We start from the raw sequence: 18,736 nt of genomic DNA, 5'->3' as shown, positions 1-18,736 counted from the left end.
TGAGCTTACTTTGACTCTAATCAACGATATTTATACTATCAACTAGCAATAGCAAATTTAAAGTCTAGAGCCACCTTATAGTATTATCGAGCTAAAGTATTCATTATATTAATAAAATAAAGTTGAACAAAAAGATAGCGAAAAACAGTCATGTTTTATTTATTATAACGTATTTACAGCGACGCTAACTAAAGTTTTATCTTTATTAACTTTGAAAAAATGAGTGCAGTAAAAAATAAAGCCGCTAATATCAAGACGATAGAAAGACCTGTTTGAATATCTAGCCAAATACTGCCCCACACACCAAGTGTCACACCCAGTTGAGCGATTATCAACGCTATAATCACCATTTGTTTTGGCGATGCTGACCATAGACGTGCGGTCAGTGCAGGTAGCACTAATAACCCGCTAATTAATAGACTACCAACCGCTTGTAGTGCAATCGCACAAAACCCTGCCAGTACACCCATAAAAAACAGCCGTTGCCGCGTTGGGTTGATACCTTGAATACGTGCCAATGCTTCATGCGTTGCCAGCTTGATTTGCGCAGGCCAAATGTAGATAAGCAGTCCCAAGCCAGCTAATACGCTACCAGCAAGCAAAGGCAAATCTGCCCAATCGAGATCTAGCAAATTGCCGAATAAAAATCCGAGCACATTGGCCTGTTGGTCAGTCAATTGGGTCAAAGCCAGTAAGCCTAGGCACAGGAGCGACACTGACACGACTGCCAATACAGCATCCACTGGCAGACGCTCATCATCAATCAAGACCAGTCCCAGTACGACCATGACACTGACCAATGCAATGCCGATACCCATTGGTAATTGCCACCACACAGCCAAAGCCACACCTAGCAACGTGCCATGAGCTAAGGCATCGGCGAAAAACGCCATGCGCCGCCACAATACCAAGCAACCTAACGGCGCTGATAATAACGCTAATATACTGCCAGCGATCCAAGCAGGCGCAATGATGGCTAACCAAGCAGTCATAATGAATGTCCGTAAAATTTTTTATAAAAGAGTAAAGCCGTATTATTTATATGTTTAATAGTTTTGGCTTTAATGAGCTGGATTTTGGCGATGTTGAGCCTTGATTACTAACGCTATAACTCGCTTGGTGCATGGTGTTCACAGGCATGGGGCTGATGCACGTATGGCTGCTCATAATGATGACCAAATAGCTTTTGAAATTCAGTACTAATAGCCAGCTCGCTTGGTTGTCCTTCACAGCAAATATGCTTATTCAAACAAATGACGCGGCGGCTGCCTTTCATGACCCAATGCAAATCGTGAGACACCACCAGCATGGCGCAACGTAAGAAATCAGGCAGCTCGTCAATAAACTGGTATAGCCAAACTTCAGTATCGGGATCGAGACCCTGCATCGGCTCGTCTAAAATAAGCAAATTGGGTTTGTCTAATAGCGCTCTGGCTAATAGTACGCGCTGCGTCTCACCACCTGATAAATGCAACATTTGCCGTGACAGCAAATGCGTTAATGATAAGTTATCAAAGATAAATTGCCGTTGTTCAGGGGTTAAACGCTTCTTATCTGCTTGCCCCAACAAGTCGCAGACACGCAGTGGTAATATCGGTGGCACAGCAAATCGCTGCGGTACATAACCAAGCTGTAGCGGCTTATGTGCTGTCATAGAGCCATCAGTTGACTCAATCAGACCTAAGATAAGTTTGACTAGCGTTGACTTACCAGCGCCATTGGGACCGATAAGGCTGACCGTCTCATTAACAGCAATGTCAATATCAATATGAGAGAGCAGACGTTGAGGCCCAATATGGTAACTGATATTGTTTAAGCTCAATAATTTGTCGGCATTACTCACAGTACTGCTATTCGCAACAGCAGTATTTAACTGATTAGAAGGTAGGGTAGAGGTATTCATAATATGACAACGCATAGGTAAATAGACAATCGACGAATCATGCTTAAAACGTTTACACAAACTATAGTAGCTTTAATTTTACTGGCAAGCTTGGCAACGACCGCTAAGCTCAATGACACTACGCTCAACCACAAACCCCACATCTTGCTCGGCGAAGCTCATCATTTCCTGAACGGGCAGGCTGCTGCATTCTTGAACCCGTTGACACTGATCGCAGATCAAAAAGGCGGCTGTATGCTGGGCACGAGGATGACAGCAGGGAACATAAGCATTAATAGAGGTTAACTGATGAATCAACCCTTCACTTAGCAAAAATTCTAAACTGCGATAAACCGTCGGTGGCGCGACATTTTTCGGCGCGCTTTTTTTAGTTGTCTTAGTTTCTACCGAAAGTGTTGGTGAGCTCGCTGCTTCTTGAGTATCACTATCATTAGGTATAGACAACCGCATTTGCTGCAACTGAGTGATTAGGTCATAAGCGCCAACGGGCTGATCTGCCTCTAAGACTAATTGGTATATCTGCTGACGCAAAGGAGTAAATCGCGCGCCATTTAGACGGCAATGCTCTTTAGCTGCTGCTAAGCGTTCATGAACATCATGCGGAGTCAGATCTTGCACATCATGCAAATGTTCGCAGATCGATGAAGTAATAGACATGGTACAAGCTCCTAAAAATAGCATGGTAATCGCATGACGTTTTTTATGATAGCGTTTTTTATTGTTATAGTATAACATACTAAAATAAGAAATGAGTTAATTGTCTTATAGTAGTCTTGTATATCTACCCTTTTTACAGGAGTGGGGCAAGACACTATTACTCATACGTTCGTTATCCAACAATGCTATCTAACAATAAAAGAGCTTACTATGAACGCTGTTTTTACTTACTCCGTACGTTCGCTTATCACATTACAGCGCTTGCTAATGACAGGATTGATAGTCCTAGGGTCTTTCACATTGAGTGCACAAGCTGCAACGGTCAGTGTTAGCAATTATCCGCTATTCTTGTTAAGTGAAGCAGTAACAGAAGGCGCGCCGTCAGCCAATCGACTATTGCAAGCGGGGGAGGTGGGACATCATGGTAGTATCAGCCCAGGTGATATCAAGGCAATCAAAGAAAGTAAGTTTGTGGTATGGTTTGGTGAGCCGCTAGAAAACAATCTAGCAGCAAGTCTAAAAACAGCCCCAAATGCCATTGCTTTATTTGAGTTTGACGCATTCAATCGTCATCCATTACGTGATGTAAAGGGCGACGCTATCGCGGGTACACTAGATCCACATATTTGGTTAGATCCTGAAAATGCCAAAGCCATTACCCGTGCATTGGCTGTGATTCATAGTCATGCCAATCCACAATATAAAGATCTATACCACGCCAACGCGAAAAAATTTGCGCAGCAGCTAGACGAAGAAGTTACTGCATTGGAGCAAAGCTCTACTCAAAGCGCCTCAAAAACACGACCTTATTGGGCTTATCATGATGCTTATCAATATATCGAAGACAGCTTACACTTAACGCTCGTCGGTAGCCTTAGCGTAGATCATCATCTCTCACCCAAAGCAAGCCAACTCCGTTGGTTGAACGAGCAACGCCCAGCCAAGCAAATGTGTTTGGTTAGTCCAAGTGAGCCAGCAAAAGGCTTACTTGCGAAGCTACAACCAGTGAAGAGTACGGTACAGCCAGAAGATATGAGTAGTAGCGATGACTTTATCAGTGGGTGGCAGAGTATGGCCAAACAGATATATCAATGTATCTCATAATGTAATCAAAAACAGCAATTTGCTAGGATTGTTTGAGTTGGTTGTACAGCTTCGCTGCAAGCATTTATTACAGACTAAATAATATAATAATCTTAGCAAAATGCGTTAGGTGACTGATAAAAGTCATATTTTACTTGCTTAATAGTTACGATCTACCTATAATAAGTAGCGTTTTATTTTGGCCGAAAGGTAATGCCTGTAGAGTAAGTCATTCACGGATAAAATTATCATAAGTATGATATATTGTCCCAATGCTGTAAGGGCTATAGGAATACCGATGACCAAGCCTGCCAAACGCACGCAAAAAGACAAGATTGGCATCTATATTAAACGACAAGCATGGATACTATTTATCCTTATTATCATTGCTTGGATAGTAGATACTATTTGTTTACATAGTGAGCTTACGATAGCAAAAAGTGCTGCAATTGGTGCGCTACTAAGTTTTATCACTCAAGCAGTATTTGCGTTTTTTATTTTTTGGTACACCGGATATCGCGCGCGCCAACACATCGTTAGCCAGCTATATCGGGGTCAGATGTCAAAATGGTTATTGACCGTGTTTGGTTTTGCACTAATTTTTATTACCGTACAACCCCTATCTGCGCCAGCGCTGTTTATCGGTTTTATGGTAATGCAAATTAGTCACAGTTGGATGTTGTGGCATATACGCTAGCGCTAATAAATGATCGCTAAACAGATGGTTTATTAATAGTACTGGCAAGTCACCCTGCCGTCCAGCTTCTCTATGACTAGTTCGAAAAGTCGAAGCACAACGCTGTCTTAGGATAGCACCAGTGATTATAAAGACCGCACTATGAGTCTCAATGTTAGACGTAGTATGCAGTGAGAGGGTAGGGGTTATTCAGCTATCTGTATTGCTGATAATTAGAGTACTGATATCTAATTATGGTTAATGGCTATATTAGCAAGTAAAACTGGTGGCTAACTTATTCATACAGTGGATAAAAAAATCACAATTGACTTTACACGAATACAACGCTGCATTAATATAGGCGGCTAAATATTTTGCTTATAAGCGCTACATTAAGCGCCGATCGTAAAAAACGGTCAGTGGGCAAGCACATATATAATAATTTTGCGTATAAAAATGCAAGGGCTATTACTGAGTTATCATAAGCCCTTTTTTGATAGCTAAAATTTATCTCACGCTATCAAATACTGCATATTAGTAATAGAACTATGGGTTGGATGTTGTTGGTTACATGAGTGATTTAGTACGGTTTATTTGTCTGCTTAATAGCAAGATAGATATAAATACTACACCTCATCAGATGACAACCATATTTTTGGTAGTTGATTAAATCGTTGATTAATAAGAAGCTTACATTATGGCATCCGAGCAAACATCATCAGAATATATCTCTCACCACTTAACGAATTGGACGTATGGCTATCTGCCGGGCGAAGGTTGGAAAGTTGCTCATACTGCTGAAGAAGCAGGGGCAATGGGCTTTAACGCTATCCATCTTGATTCTATGCTATGGTCGATTGGTCTAGGTATCTTATTTTGCGCCGTCTTTTGGATGGTTGCCAAAAAAGTCACTTCAGGCGTGCCAGGAAAAACTCAGGCAGCAGTTGAGATGATCGTTGAGTTTGTTGATAACAACGTTCGTGATTCATACAGTGGTACATCAAAACTGATTGCGCCATTGGCGTTGACCATTTTTGTCTGGATCTTTTTGATGAACTTGATGGATTTGATACCTGTTGATTTCATTCCAGGTATTGCTGGGCAAATCGGTGCCGCTATGGGCCATGATCCACATCATGTTTTCTTTAAGATTGTTCCAACGACTGATCCTAACATCACGCTTGGTATGTCGTTCTCTGTCTTTGCACTGATTATCTTTTATAGCATTAAAGAAAAAGGTTTGGGCGGCTTTATCGGTGAGTTAACACTGCATCCGTTTGGCGCCAAAAACCCAATCGTACAAGCGATTTTGATTCCCATCAACTTCATCCTAGAAGCAGTTACTCTAATAGCCAAACCTGTATCACTTGGTTTGCGTCTATTCGGCAACATGTATGCTGGGGAATTGATTTTCATACTGATTGCTCTAATGCCGTTTTGGATTCAATGGGCGTTATCGGTACCGTGGGCTATCTTCCACATCTTAGTTATTACACTTCAAGCGTTCGTATTCATGATGCTGACGATAGTTTATATGTCGCTTGCATCATCAACTGAACATTAATTAGACATTCAATAGGTAAATGAGGATACATCAATGGATCCAGTATTAGGTGGTTACACAGTTATCGCAGTAGCACTACTTATCGGTCTTGGCGCACTTGGCACAGGTATTGGTTTTGCTATTCTAGGTGGAAAATTCTTAGAAGGCGTTGCGCGTCAACCAGAGCTTGGCTCACAATTGCAAACTCGTATGTTCATCGTAGCAGGTCTTCTTGATGCTATTCCGATGATCGGTGTTGGTATTGCTATGCTATTGTTGTTCGCTAACCCTCTAGCAGGTTAATCCGAAAGCTCAGTTGTAAATGTTTGGTATTCGGAGACTTTCTATCAAATATAGTCAAGATTTGACTACCAAACATGATCAATGAAACTGATTTTTCATTAACAAAGAGGTGATCACGTGAATATCAATTTTACCCTCGTCGGTCAAGCCATTGCTTTTGCAATATTTGTGATTTTTTGCATGAAATTCGTGTGGCCACCACTTATCGGTGCCATCAATGAGCGTCAGCGTAAAATTGCTGAAGGTCTGAATGCCGCAGAAAAAGCAAAAGCAGATTTGGCGACCGCGGAGCAAAATGTCCAGCAGGAACTTGATCTTGCAAAGACCAAGGCTGCCGCTCTAATCGAGCAAGCGAACAAGAGTGCCAATCAGCTCGTCGAAGATGCAAAGTCGCAAGCCCAAGCGGAAGGCGAGCGCATTCGTCAACAAGCGCAAGCATCTATCGATCAAGAAATCAATCAAGCGCGTGAATCATTACGTGCCCAAGTTGCTGAACTGGCTGTACTTGGTGCAGAGAAGATTTTGCAAGACAAAGTCGATGTGCAAAAACATGCCAGTATGTTAGACCAACTGGCGGCGAAGCTGTAATTGTGAGGATATAATGGCTGACTTATCAACCTTAGCACGACCGTACGCTAAAGCCGCGTTTGACTATGCCAACGAAAACGGCGCAGTCAACGAGTGGGAAAACTTCTTACTTGTTGCTAGCACTGTTGTCAATGACAAGTCGTTCAGTACTTGGCTAGACAATCCAGCTGTTTCTGCTGAGCATAAGTCAGCTGCTTTGGTCGATCTTTATGATACGCAAGTAGCTAGCGCTAATGATTCTGCTTTTAAGCAGTTATTAAGCGAAGCTCAAGGGACTAGCCTTGACAGTAACGTAAGCTATCCAAAAGTATCAGTAGCACTTAGTAACTTCGTTAAACAGTTATCAGAACAAGAGCGTCTGGCGCTGCTTCCTGAAGTTTATGAGCATTATCGCCGTCACAAGGCAATAAGCTTAAAGCAGCTTGACGCATATGTGACCTCTGCCTACCCATTGACTGATGAACAGCGTCAAACGCTACAAACGCGTCTTGCTGCCTCGCTAAATGCTAGTGTAGTGATTCACGAATCAGTTGATCCAAGTCTATTGGCAGGCGCTACAATCAAAGTCGGTGACAAAGTCATTGATGATTCGATGCGCGGCAAGTTACAACAGTTAAAAACACAGCTAACTGCCTAATGCCAATCATCAATACAGTCAAATATTGACTGTATGATTATAAGAGCAATTAAGTCAGTGGGCGGGTTATCATAAATTAAAGGAAACAAGGCAATGCAACAATTGAATCCAGCGGAAATCAGTAACCTGATTAAGCAGCGTATTCAAGACCTTGATGCGGGTGCAACTGCAAAGAATGAAGGCACGATTGTCAAAGTATCTGACGGTATCGTGCAGATTCATGGTCTTGAAGATGCCATGTACGGCGAAATGATTGAGTTTGAAGGCGAAATCTACGGAATGGCTCTAAACTTAGAGCGTGATTCTGTTGGCGCGGTAGTACTTGGTGATTACCTAAAGCTGCAAGAAGGTCAAAAAGCCTATTGTACTGGTCGTATTCTTGAAGTACCAGTAGGTCCTGAGCTGTTAGGCCGTGTTGTTGATGCTTTGGGTAATCCTATTGATGGCAAAGGTCCTATCGATGCCAAGATGACTGATAAAGTCGAAAAGATCGCTCCAGGCGTTATCGACCGTCAATCAGTAGATCAACCAGTAATGACTGGTTATAAAGCCGTTGATACCATGATCCCAATCGGTCGTGGTCAGCGTGAGCTTATCATTGGTGACCGTCAGACTGGTAAAACAGCGATGGCTATCGATGCGATCATCGCACAGAAAGCTTCAGGCATTAAATGTGTATACGTGGCTATCGGACAGAAACGTTCGACTATCGCTAACGTAGTACGTAAGCTTGAGCAAACTGGTGCACTAGAATATACCACTGTTGTGGTTGCTTCAGCATCAGAGCCTGCAGCACTTCAGTATATCGCACCGTACTCAGGTTGTACGATGGGCGAATACTTCCGTGACCGCGGCGAAGATGCACTGATTGTATTTGATGACTTATCAAAGCAAGCAGTTGCTTATCGTCAGATTTCACTATTATTACGTCGTCCGCCAGGTCGTGAAGCTTATCCTGGTGACGTATTCTATTTACACTCACGCCTACTTGAGCGTGCATCACGTGTAAATGCTGATTATGTAGAAAAGTTCACTAACGGTGAAGTGAAAGGTAAAACTGGTTCTTTAACCGCACTACCAATCATTGAAACACAAGCTGGTGACGTATCTGCATTCGTACCAACCAACGTTATTTCGATCACTGATGGTCAGATCTTCCTAGAGTCTAGCTTATTCGCCTCAGGTATCCGTCCAGCAGTAAACGCTGGTATCTCGGTATCTCGTGTGGGCGGAGCCGCTCAGACTAAGATCATCAAAAAGCTATCTGGTGGTATTCGTACCGCTCTAGCTCAGTATCGTGAACTAGCAGCATTCGCTCAGTTTGCATCAGATCTTGATGACGCAACTCGCGAACAGCTTGATCATGGTGAGCGTGTGACTGAATTGATGAAGCAGAAGCAGTATCAGCCGATGTCAATCTCTGAGCAAGCAGCCGTTATCTATGCTTCAAACGAAGGCTTCTTAGCTGACGTACCTGTCGAAAAGATTGGTTCTTTCGAAGAAGCGTACCTACGTTATATGCATGATGAGCAAAGTGAATTGATGCGTGAGATTGATGACACTGCGAACTACAACGATGATATCGCAGGTCGTTTAAAGTCATCTCTAGAGACCTTTAAACAAAATCACAGTTATTAATTTAACGGGTTAAGCCGAATTGGTTATAACTGTAGCTTAGAGCTGATAAAGTGGCGCGTTGTCTGACCAGATATTTGCGCCACTGTTTTAACCATTACCGGTATTAGATCGCGTAATGCCACAAGATATAAAATGTTATTCTGTAAGATTGATGTTGTATATCAAACGATTGTCGCATGCGCCAATGCTTTTTAACCCTCTTATATTGGAATCATTATGGCAAGCTTAAAAGAGATACGTGCCAAAGTCACCAGTATTAAAAGCACCCAGAAAATTACTCGTGCTATGCAAATGGTAGCGGCAAGTAAAATGCGCCGTGCGCAAGAGCGCATGGACGTGGGTCGCCCGTATGCTGATAGTATGCGCCGGGTTATTTCACATTTGGTGCATGCCTCATCAGACTACAAACATCCGTATATGGTATCGCGTCCAGTCAATAAGGTTGGCTATATTGTCATTACCTCTGACCGTGGCCTAGCGGGTGGTTTGAATATTAACTTATTCAAAGCCCTAACTAAAAGTATCCAAGATTATCAAGATCAGTCTGTACAAGCTGAGTTTGCAGTCATCGGTGCCAAAGGTGTGAGTTTCTTCAAAAACTTTGGTGGTAAAGTTACGTCGGCTGTGACCGATTATGGCGATAAACCAACGTTTGAACAATTGAATGCACCGGTTCAAGCGATGCTTGAAGACTATAGTAACGGCAATATTGACCGTATCTATGTGGTCTATAACCGATTCGTCAATGCGATGACTCAGAAACCAACGGTCAATCAGTTGGTTCCTCTACCAGAGCAGTCATTTGATGATGAAGACAGTGGTCTACAGACAGAACTTAGCTGGGATTATATCTACGAGCCTGACATCAAGACGTTAATTGATGAATTGCTTGGTCGCTATATTGAGTCGATTGTTTATCAAGCGGTAATGGAAAACATTGCCTCTGAGCAGTCTTCACGTATGGTTGCGATGAAAGCGGCAACAGATAATGCTGGTGACCTTATTAACGATTTACAGTTGGTTTATAACAAGCTGCGTCAAGCGGCGATTACCCGAGAAATCTCGGAAATCGTTGGCGGTGCTGCTGCTGTTTCATAATTGACTACACCTATATATAGAAGTTCAAGGAGAACGCAATGAGTAGCGGTCGTATTGTACAGATTATTGGCGCGGTTCTTGACGTTGAGTTCAACCGTAATGAAGTTCCTCAAATTTTTGATGCCTTGCAAGTAGACGGTACCGAAACTACCCTAGAAGTACAGCAACAGCTAGGTGACGGTATTGTACGTACTATTGCAATGGGTTCAACTGAAGGTTTAAAGCGTAACCTACCTGTTACTAATACTGGTGCACCTATTTCTGTGCCTGTAGGTACTGGTACGCTAGGTCGCATCATGGATGTTCTTGGTCGTCCTATCGACGAAGAAGGTCCTGTTGTTGCTGACGAAAAATGGTCTATCCACCGTGAAGCGCCAAGCTACGCGGATCAGTCAAACAGCACTGAGCTACTAGAAACTGGTATCAAAGTTATCGATCTACTTTGCCCGTTTGCTAAAGGTGGTAAAGTTGGTCTGTTTGGTGGTGCTGGTGTTGGTAAAACCGTTAACATGATGGAGCTGATCAACAACATCGCTCTAAAACATGAAGGTTTGTCAGTATTTGCTGGTGTTGGTGAGCGTACTCGTGAAGGTAACGATTTCTATCATGAAATGCAGGAAGCTGGCGTTGTAAACACTGAAGACTTTAGTAAGTCTAAAGTAGCAATGGTATATGGTCAGATGAATGAGCCACCGGGTAACCGTTTACGTGTTGCACTGTCTGGTTTGACCATGGCTGAGTACTTCCGTGATACCAAAGATCCTGTTACTGGTAAAGGTCGTGACGTACTATTGTTTGTTGATAACATCTACCGTTATACACTAGCGGGTACAGAAGTATCAGCACTACTTGGTCGTATGCCCTCAGCGGTTGGTTATCAGCCAACACTAGCTGAAGAGATGGGCTTACTACAAGAACGTATTACGTCAACTCAGTCAGGCTCTATTACTTCAGTTCAGGCAGTATACGTACCTGCGGATGATTTGACCGATCCATCACCTGCTACAACGTTTGCTCACTTGGATGCAACAGTTGTACTAAGCCGTGATATCGCATCACAAGGTATCTATCCTGCGGTTGATCCATTGGATTCAACATCACGTCAGTTAGATCCTCAAGTAATCGGTGAAGATCATTACAATGTTGCTCGTGGTGTTCAGGAAGTTCTACAGCGTTATAAAGAGCTTAAAGACATCATCGCTATCTTGGGTATGGATGAGTTATCAGAAGAAGATAAACTGGTTGTTTATCGTGCTCGTAAGATTCAGCGCTTCTTGTCTCAGCCATTCCACGTAGCCGAAGTCTTCACTGGTGCACCTGGTAAATACGTACCACTACGCGATACTATTGCTAGCTTTAAAGCAATCATCGCTGGTGAATACGATGACCTACCAGAGCAGGCATTCTACATGGCTGGTAGCATCGATGAAGTAGTCGCTAAAGCTGAAAAAATGAAGTCTAAGTCAGCGTAAGTTGTATGAGCATAAGCTAACGAGTAGATATAATATAAACCTTGTATCTACTCTTCAGTAACGCATCGCAGTTTTACTGTTTTTTGATCGCGCTTTGATGGTAAGGAATTAAGTATGGCAACGTTACAATGTCGCGTCGTAAGTGCTCGTGAAGAGTTGTATTCAGGCGAAATTAGCATGTTAATAGCTACTGGTACCGAAGGCGAGATTGGTGTATTGCCAGGTCACACACCGCTTATTACTTTGCTAAAGCCAGGTGCAATGCGAGTGCAAACACCAAACGGTGAAGAAGAAGTAATTTACGTCTCAGGTGGCGTACTAGAAGTACAGCCTAAGATGGTTACGGTATTGGCTGATACAGCTATGCGTGCACACAGTCTTGACGAAAGCAAAATCGTCGAAGCACGTAAAAAAGCTGAGCAAATGCTAGTTAACCAGTCTGATACGCTACAAACCAATGCGGCTTTGGCCTCACTTGCAGAGTCAGTAGGACAATTACAGACTATTCGTAAGTACAAAAACCGCGCGTAATTTATTACTGATAGCTCTAGCTAATCATTTAGAGTTATCGCTAAAAGTAATAATAAAAAGACAGTCCATTATATGGGCTGTTTTTTTATGTCTATTCATTATGAAATTAACTGTTCTGCGGTAAATACACATAGTTATTACTTCGATAGTATTTGTGGCGGTTGAATCCATTCTCAGGAAAAATCTTTTATTATCAATGAATCATCGCCTATTAGAATTTTCTTAAAAAGACACTGGCGACAACGGTAATATATGGTTATATTAGACATAACGTATTATAAGTAACGAGCAGTAACTGTACGCGATAACGTTGGCTCGATGGTTTGGGTAATTAGCAAACGATAGATAATACAAATTGCGATGTACTAACGAAGTAATTGGCATAATTTTTGGACGCAAACTAAAGTTTTGATAGGGGTAGTTTATAGGTTTTGTTACCGACTATAAGCTATAGTACAGGAAGCTGATAATTTAATAGTATACTGTGCTACCAAGTTTGTAACAGCTATACGAACATCAATTGTGCCACTATATGGTGCTATTAATTTTACCGCTCTTACTTTTACTGCTTTTAAATTAGATGTATTAGAGGATATAACAATGACAACGAATGAAGAAGACAACACCCCCCGAATCTTGATTGTTGAAGATGATGAGCGTCTGGCCATGCTGACTCAAGATTACTTGGTCAAAAATGGTTTAGAAGTGGCAATTGAAACTGATGGTAATCGTGCTATTCGCCGTATCGTCAATGAGCAACCAGATATGGTTGTACTTGATGTCATGCTACCTGGTAGCGATGGTTTGACCGTATGCCGTGAAGTGCGTCCGCATTATCAAAATCCAATTTTGATGTTGACTGCACGTACTGAAGACATGGATCAGGTATTGGGTCTTGAGATGGGTGCTGACGATTATGTTGCCAAGCCTGCCCAGCCACGTGTATTGCTTGCACGTATTCGTGCGTTACTGCGCCGCTCAGAAAATGCACCATCAGAAGATGTGCCACAACGTCTAGAGTTTGGTGAGTTAGTCATTGATAACGGTGGTCGCTCAGTTAATCTAGGTGATGAGCTCGTCGATTTCACCAGTGCTGAATATGATTTACTATGGTTGCTTGCTTCTAATGCAGGTCGTATTCTATCTCGCGAAGATATCTTTGAGCGTCTACGCGGTATTGAGTATGATGGTCAAGATCGTTCAATTGACGTACGTATCTCACGTATTCGTCCAAAAATCGGTGATGATCCAGAAAATCCAAAGCGTATTAAGACCGTACGTAGTAAAGGCTATCTATTCGTAAAAGAAGGCAACTAATATTGTTGCTTCTATAGGTTGATTAATTATTAATCACTATTCGAAAAAACCAGCAACGATGCTGGTTTTTTTGTGGCTAAATTCTAATTTTTAAACTTAAATGCAGTGTTATGTGGTTTAATTAACTCATTATTATAGACGCTGACTAAATATATGTCATACATATAAGTCTTTGGATGATTGCTGCATATGAATTAAAATGCGGTAATTAAAAGTCTATCTCTATTCGATCATGCTCGATATCATCAAACACATAGCACTATCTATATGTTTGATGGTATTAGCAATTTCTATTTATTAAGTTGGTCACGGCACGTATGTCATTAGTCTCTTCTTTAAAACACAGTATTTTTGTTCGTATCTATGCTGGGCTACTTATAGTCTGTTTGTGTGTGGCACTGTTTGCGCAGTTATTGATGGATACCATCAATAAGGAGCGTGTGCAGTCCTATCGTGAAAATATGGCAAAGGGGGCATTTCATTTGGTGAGTGAAGGAATTGCTCACCAAAATAGCGAAGAAGAACGTGAATATTGGTTATCAGATGCGAGTAGTTTGTTTGGTACCACTTTTAAAGTCTTGCCTATTGATGAAGTAGATTTTAGCGCCAGTGAGTTACGCCACTTTAAAAATGATAATACCGTTGTACGTTATTTCAACCAGCCTGTATATGCAGATGTTTATTATCGCTTACCGGATAATAAGAATGTATTAACAGCGAGAATCTCTCAAGTCACCGAGCAGCAAGTACGAGCAATTGCGGTATTTCTGTTAGATGATTTGTCTTATCACATGACGCTATCGGACAAACGCGCACGTTTGGCTGAATTAGAGAAAAAGTTTTCTTTCCCTTTAGCATTCAAAGCAGTCAATACGCTTGAATTAGATTCAGATCAGATGGCTCGTTTGCGCCGTGATGAAGTTGTCATATCGCTGCAAGATACTAACAGTAGTACGAGTAACTCTGCGATTAGGGTAGTGGTACCATCCGAAATCAATGATATGGCAATTTTGATTGGGCCTATACCGCTATTTAATTGGTTCCCGCTTAACCTAATTATTAGTATGATTCTTATCAGTATGTTCCTAATTAGCTTAGGTGTATATGCGCTCATCTTCCCGCTTGAACGTAAGCTACAATTGATTCAAGTAGGTGTCAATGAGGTCAGTCAAGGTAACCTTGATATTCAAGTACAGGTTATTGGTCAAGATGAAATAGCGCGTTTGTCAGCGACTTTTAATGCCATGACCTCGCATATTAAGCGTTTGATTGAATCACAGCGCGAGCTTACCCGAGCGGTCTCACATGAGCTTCGTACGCCAGTGGCTCGTATTCGATTTGCCGTAGATATGCTTGCTGATACAGATGACGAAGACTCACGTTTTATGCAGCGTGACTATATTGATGAGGATATTGAATCGCTTAATGGTTTGATTGATGAAATTTTGACCTATGCTAAGCTTGAGGAAGGGTCACCAAAGTTAGATTTAGAACCAGTAAACTTAAGAGAGCTGTTAGAGCAGATCGAGCGCGAAACCAATGCGCTAGGTAAACCTATCAAAATAGTAACCAGTTTACCAAATGCAAAAGTAACAGCAGTGGCAGATAGACGCTACTTACACCGTGTGATTCAAAATCTTGCAGGTAATGCATTACGCTATGCAGAAACAACCATTATCATTAGTGCTGGTGTCAAAAAAGGTAATGCCTTCGTTAGTGTCGAAGATGATGGACATGGTATTCCTGAAGCAGATCGCGAAAAAGTATTCATTCCATTTTCACGCTTAGATGACAGCCGTACACGCGCGTCAGGTGGCTATGGCCTAGGCTTGTCTATTGTATCGCGCATTGCCTTTTGGTTTAATGGTAGTATGAAAGTAGATGAGAGTCGTGAGTTAGGCGGCGCAAGGTTCGTGATGACGTGGCCTATTAAACCATTGACGCAAATTCTTGCTGCTGATGAATTGACGCAGGAGAAAAGCGAGCGCGACTTCGATACTAAGTTGTCAGATTAGACCAAGTTATAGGGCTAAGCTATAAGAGCAAGCTATCAGACTACGCCATAATTATTAGTCATGATGCTAAAGACAATCAGCGTCATCTTAATGGTATAACAGGATACAGCTTTATAGCTGGGTGCGGCGCTTGTCGCTATTTTTAAGACAGTTGGACAATGTCATAGGAGGGCATAGGATGCCATATTTATTTGGTGGCTTGGTAGTGTTGAATGCCATTACGCTAGGCTATTATTTATTCTTAAAACAGCCATCAACGACCCAAACACTACAAACAGCTCAGGCTGAAATTACCCAGCCACTAGCTTTTACTAACAGTGCTGAGTATATTCCGCCGGCTATTGGTAGCAAAGACTAGCGTTGACCTCTTTGCTTATTCAGATTAAAGTCTCATCGCTATTTTGAATTTGGCATCGTACTGTCTACCTCAGATACCTTTTCTACGTCAGCCGCTAGCGTAGTATCTCCAGCGACTTTAGAGAGTAGGGGAATGCGTACGCATACTTGTAGCCCACCTTCAGGGTGGTTGATGGCTTCAACAGTACCATGATGTAATCGTGCAATACGATCAACAATCGCAAGACCTAGTCCGCTACCTTGAGTAGTCCGTGCCGTCTCTCCACGTTCAAACGGTTGCATAATTCGCTCTAATTGATCGTCAGCGACACCATCACCGCAATCTCGTACACAAATCACTAGCTGTTCTTGAGCTTCTTTGTTCACTACATTTTCGCTGACCACATCCGTATCTTCGTCTTCGACAGTTTCTATAAATGTCGGTACAACCGTAGCCGATAAATAAATTGGTGGCTTTCCATAACGATTGGCATTATTAACCAAGTTGATAATCAGACGCTTGATGGATAATGGACGTACAGGAACAACCTTGTCGCATTCTGACTCATATACAAACTTCATTGGCGCAAACTGCACCATGACTTCATTAAATATAGTGTCTAGGTTGGTCAAGCTGACTGGCTCATCAGAACCATCTTTCATAAACGAGATGAATTGCTCTAAAATAGCATCCATATCCTCAATATCGTAAATCAGCCCTTCACGGAAGAAATCATCTGGTAGCATTTCTGCGGTTAAGCGCATACGTGTCAACGGCGTCCGCAAATCATGTGAGATGCCGGCAAGCATGATTGTTCGCTCTTTTTGCGCTTGGTTTAAGGTCGTAAACAGTCGGTTAAAGGCCATGTTAACTTGACGTATTTCTGTGGGGCCTTTCTGAGTTGGCAGTGTGGTTGCATGACCGAGACGAATATAATTAGTAGCTGCCCGCTGTAGGTAGCGTAGCGGGCGATTTAATTGACGGGCTAATAGAATAATCGTGAGTAACGATAGGATAGGCAGTCCAATCAAAAATAGCACCAGTAATGTCGGGCTATATTGTGAATAGTAAACCACAGGCTCACGCACCCAAAAACTGTCATCACGGCTATCTTGTACCCATAGCTGCGGCGTTGGCTTAAATTTAAAATAGACCTCTACAGGACGACCGAGCTGTGCACCGATTTCACGTTGTAATACATCCGTAAAAAAGCTCACGAATGGCTTGTCAGCGACTTCTGGAAAGTCGCTGGGATTGTTTACCACGACGACATGAGAGTGCTGGTAAATCCATTGGCGTACTTCGGGACGACCTTGCCAATCTTTGTTAACGCTATTGATCAGCTGCAACTCACTCGTTAAATAGCGTGCATGGTTTTTTAGCTCTGGCAGATATAGACTGCGCCAAAAGAACAGAATTGATAAGCTCACACTAATAAGCACGATAAAGGCAACCATCAAGGTCGTTAGCCAAGTGTTGGAATAAGAGCGTGGCAGCCAACCTTTGCGACGCGGCTTTGGGTTTGGAGAGATCATATGTATCCAACAGAGTAAAAGAAAAGTTATTGTGATATAGCCTGTAGTTCTCTAAACATAGTCGTCTTAAGGCGAGTATGTGCGTTAATTTATGGCGGTATATCATAGAATAGCATAATCAATAAATAGTACTGATACAGTATGCAATCGACGAGCGAGCTAGATAGTTATTGGAATAGGTATAAAGTTAAGCTTAAGGATAAATGTATTTAGCAATCATCTATTTTTCAGAGAGAGCGATAGTAATCTATAGAATCTAAAGAAAAACTTTAAAAATAAACTATTATTATCAGTTATATTTTACTTAGGTCGACATTTAAGCTATTGTTAATAAATAATTAAATATGCACAGTTTATGTTTTCAACAAATAAAGACTGTGATATAATTATGCCCTTTTTGGTATACCTGCGAAAGAGAGAATTCACATGGTTGTTATTCGTTTAGCACGGGGCGGTGCCAAGAAACGCCCATTTTATCAAGTAGTTGTTGCTGATCAACGCCGCGCGCGTGACGGTCGCTATATTGAAAACATCGGCTTTTTTAACCCACTCGCTAAAGAGTCTGAAGAAGCAGTACGCCTAAACATGGAAGCGTACAATGCGTGGATCGCAAAAGGTGCACAACCTTCAGATCGCGTTGCTTCATTAGCAAAAGCTTACAACAAGTCTGCAGCTCAAACTGAAGCAACTGCTTAAGTTTTGGTTGTTACTGAGACGTTCGTAGCAAAACTATGATCTGACTCAGTAGACTTTAGAATACATAGCGTAACTGGTCTGACCAGGGTGCGCCATTAACTGTTTATCGCTTTTGACGCAATTGTTTTTGCAATTGCTGTTTTAATCATTGTTAGGTTAGCTGCTATGTCATCTGTTCCAAACGCTAGTGCCCTTATGAAAATTGGTCAGCTTAAGAAGCCTTACGGCATTAAAGGCTGGCTTTGGGTATTCAGTGATACGGATGACCGTACAGCAATATTCGACATGAAGCCGTGGTGGATGAAAACTGCCACTGGCATGAAACCTTTAACTGTGAAGGCTTGGCGTGAGCAAGGAACAGGAATTGTGGCTCAATTTGAGCAGATTCCTGATCGTAATGTTGCTGAGACTATGAACGGTGTTACCGTTTGGGTCGAACAAAACGTCCTACCTGAAACAGCTGAAGACGAATATTATTGGTCGGATTTGGTCAGTCTGCGCGTGATGAACGAGCAGGATGAGTATCTAGGTAGTATCACTGAAATGTTTGAAACCGGTGCCCATGACATCATGCGTGTAACGGCAAATTCAGACAGTTTAGACAATGAAGAACGCCTGATTCCATGGCATAAGCAAACTGTGATAGAAGTCAATATGACTGAAAAAACAGTGCTTGTGGCATGGCCGAGTGATTACTGATAGCGTTT

At 42.1% G+C, this 18,736-nt stretch carries 19 protein-coding genes; 15 read left to right on the top strand and 4 right to left on the bottom strand.

From position 1 onward, the window contains the following. Positions 1 to 188 precede the first annotated feature (188 nt). From JMY00_RS06290 to JMY00_RS06280, 3 genes are all read right to left on the bottom strand, one after another. Positions 189 to 992, bottom strand: coding sequence for a metal ABC transporter permease (locus JMY00_RS06290; RefSeq protein WP_101205961.1), 804 nt, complete (start codon positions 990 to 992; stop codon positions 189 to 191). Between the two features lie 113 nt (positions 993 to 1,105). Further along, the gene (locus JMY00_RS06285) at positions 1,106 to 1,903 is read right to left on the bottom strand and encodes a metal ABC transporter ATP-binding protein (protein ID WP_201579514.1); all 798 of its coding nucleotides are present in this window, start codon (positions 1,901 to 1,903) and stop codon (positions 1,106 to 1,108) included. A 78-nt stretch (positions 1,904 to 1,981) separates the two neighbouring features. Beyond that, entirely contained in the window at positions 1,982 to 2,560 is a 579-nt protein-coding gene (locus JMY00_RS06280) for a transcriptional repressor (RefSeq protein WP_201579513.1), read from the bottom strand. 210 nt (positions 2,561 to 2,770) lie between these two features. On the opposite strand from JMY00_RS06280, the gene JMY00_RS06275 reads away from it, so the two are divergent. From JMY00_RS06275 to JMY00_RS06215, 13 genes are all read left to right on the top strand, one after another. Further along, positions 2,771 to 3,664: a zinc ABC transporter substrate-binding protein gene (locus JMY00_RS06275; RefSeq protein WP_201579512.1), complete on the top strand. Its 894-nt coding sequence runs from the start codon at positions 2,771 to 2,773 to the stop codon at positions 3,662 to 3,664. Positions 3,665 to 3,941: 277 nt separating this feature from the next. Further along, positions 3,942 to 4,340 carry an ATP synthase subunit I gene (locus JMY00_RS06270; RefSeq protein WP_201579511.1) on the top strand — a complete coding sequence of 133 codons (399 nt, stop codon included), beginning with the start codon at positions 3,942 to 3,944 and terminating at the stop codon, positions 4,338 to 4,340. 676 nt (positions 4,341 to 5,016) lie between these two features. Then, positions 5,017 to 5,883, top strand: a complete 867-nt coding sequence (gene atpB, locus JMY00_RS06265) for a F0F1 ATP synthase subunit A (protein ID WP_101205957.1) — start codon at positions 5,017 to 5,019, stop codon at positions 5,881 to 5,883. A gap of 33 nt (positions 5,884 to 5,916) precedes the next feature. Beyond that, on the top strand, positions 5,917 to 6,165 hold the full coding sequence (atpE, locus tag JMY00_RS06260; RefSeq protein WP_010197960.1) for a F0F1 ATP synthase subunit C: 249 nt from the start codon (positions 5,917 to 5,919) through the stop codon (positions 6,163 to 6,165). Positions 6,166 to 6,282: 117 nt separating this feature from the next. Next, positions 6,283 to 6,753, top strand: coding sequence for a F0F1 ATP synthase subunit B (locus JMY00_RS06255; protein ID WP_101205956.1), 471 nt, complete (start codon positions 6,283 to 6,285; stop codon positions 6,751 to 6,753). Positions 6,754 to 6,766: 13 nt separating this feature from the next. Then, the gene (locus JMY00_RS06250) at positions 6,767 to 7,390 is read left to right on the top strand and encodes a F0F1 ATP synthase subunit delta (RefSeq protein ID WP_057762004.1); all 624 of its coding nucleotides are present in this window, start codon (positions 6,767 to 6,769) and stop codon (positions 7,388 to 7,390) included. 93 nt (positions 7,391 to 7,483) lie between these two features. Further along, positions 7,484 to 9,028 carry a F0F1 ATP synthase subunit alpha gene (atpA, locus tag JMY00_RS06245; protein WP_057762002.1) on the top strand — a complete coding sequence of 515 codons (1,545 nt, stop codon included), beginning with the start codon at positions 7,484 to 7,486 and terminating at the stop codon, positions 9,026 to 9,028. Between the two features lie 216 nt (positions 9,029 to 9,244). Then, positions 9,245 to 10,126 (top strand): F0F1 ATP synthase subunit gamma, encoded by an 882-nt coding sequence (atpG, locus tag JMY00_RS06240; protein ID WP_160022091.1) that lies wholly within the window; start codon positions 9,245 to 9,247, stop codon positions 10,124 to 10,126. A 38-nt stretch (positions 10,127 to 10,164) separates the two neighbouring features. Further along, positions 10,165 to 11,598, top strand: a complete 1,434-nt coding sequence (atpD, locus tag JMY00_RS06235) for a F0F1 ATP synthase subunit beta (protein WP_057761998.1) — start codon at positions 10,165 to 10,167, stop codon at positions 11,596 to 11,598. Positions 11,599 to 11,712: 114 nt separating this feature from the next. Beyond that, positions 11,713 to 12,129, top strand: coding sequence for a F0F1 ATP synthase subunit epsilon (locus tag JMY00_RS06230; protein WP_201579510.1), 417 nt, complete (start codon positions 11,713 to 11,715; stop codon positions 12,127 to 12,129). 600 nt (positions 12,130 to 12,729) lie between these two features. Next, a complete protein-coding gene (locus JMY00_RS06225) occupies positions 12,730 to 13,446 on the top strand; it encodes a response regulator (protein WP_057761994.1) in 717 nt (238 codons plus the stop codon). 317 nt (positions 13,447 to 13,763) lie between these two features. Beyond that, positions 13,764 to 15,461, top strand: a complete 1,698-nt coding sequence (locus JMY00_RS06220) for an ATP-binding protein (RefSeq protein WP_201579509.1) — start codon at positions 13,764 to 13,766, stop codon at positions 15,459 to 15,461. 178 nt (positions 15,462 to 15,639) lie between these two features. After that, positions 15,640 to 15,819, top strand: a complete 180-nt coding sequence (locus tag JMY00_RS06215; RefSeq protein ID WP_057761990.1) for a hypothetical protein — start codon at positions 15,640 to 15,642, stop codon at positions 15,817 to 15,819. 38 nt (positions 15,820 to 15,857) lie between these two features. Here the strand turns inward: JMY00_RS06215 and JMY00_RS06210 are convergent, their stop codons facing one another. Continuing rightward, positions 15,858 to 17,333, bottom strand: a complete 1,476-nt coding sequence (locus tag JMY00_RS06210) for an ATP-binding protein (RefSeq protein WP_201579508.1) — start codon at positions 17,331 to 17,333, stop codon at positions 15,858 to 15,860. Between the two features lie 426 nt (positions 17,334 to 17,759). Between JMY00_RS06210 and rpsP the strand changes: the two genes are divergently transcribed. Further along, positions 17,760 to 18,029, top strand: coding sequence for a 30S ribosomal protein S16 (rpsP, locus tag JMY00_RS06205; protein WP_021812802.1), 270 nt, complete (start codon positions 17,760 to 17,762; stop codon positions 18,027 to 18,029). Between the two features lie 165 nt (positions 18,030 to 18,194). Continuing rightward, positions 18,195 to 18,728 carry a ribosome maturation factor RimM gene (gene rimM, locus JMY00_RS06200; protein ID WP_201579507.1) on the top strand — a complete coding sequence of 178 codons (534 nt, stop codon included), beginning with the start codon at positions 18,195 to 18,197 and terminating at the stop codon, positions 18,726 to 18,728. Positions 18,729 to 18,736 lie beyond the last annotated feature (8 nt).

The sequence above is a fragment of the Psychrobacter sp. Pi2-52 genome (assembly GCF_904846705.1).
Taxonomy (GTDB): domain Bacteria; phylum Pseudomonadota; class Gammaproteobacteria; order Pseudomonadales; family Moraxellaceae; genus Psychrobacter.
This window is presented reverse-complemented; position numbering and strand designations above follow the sequence as displayed.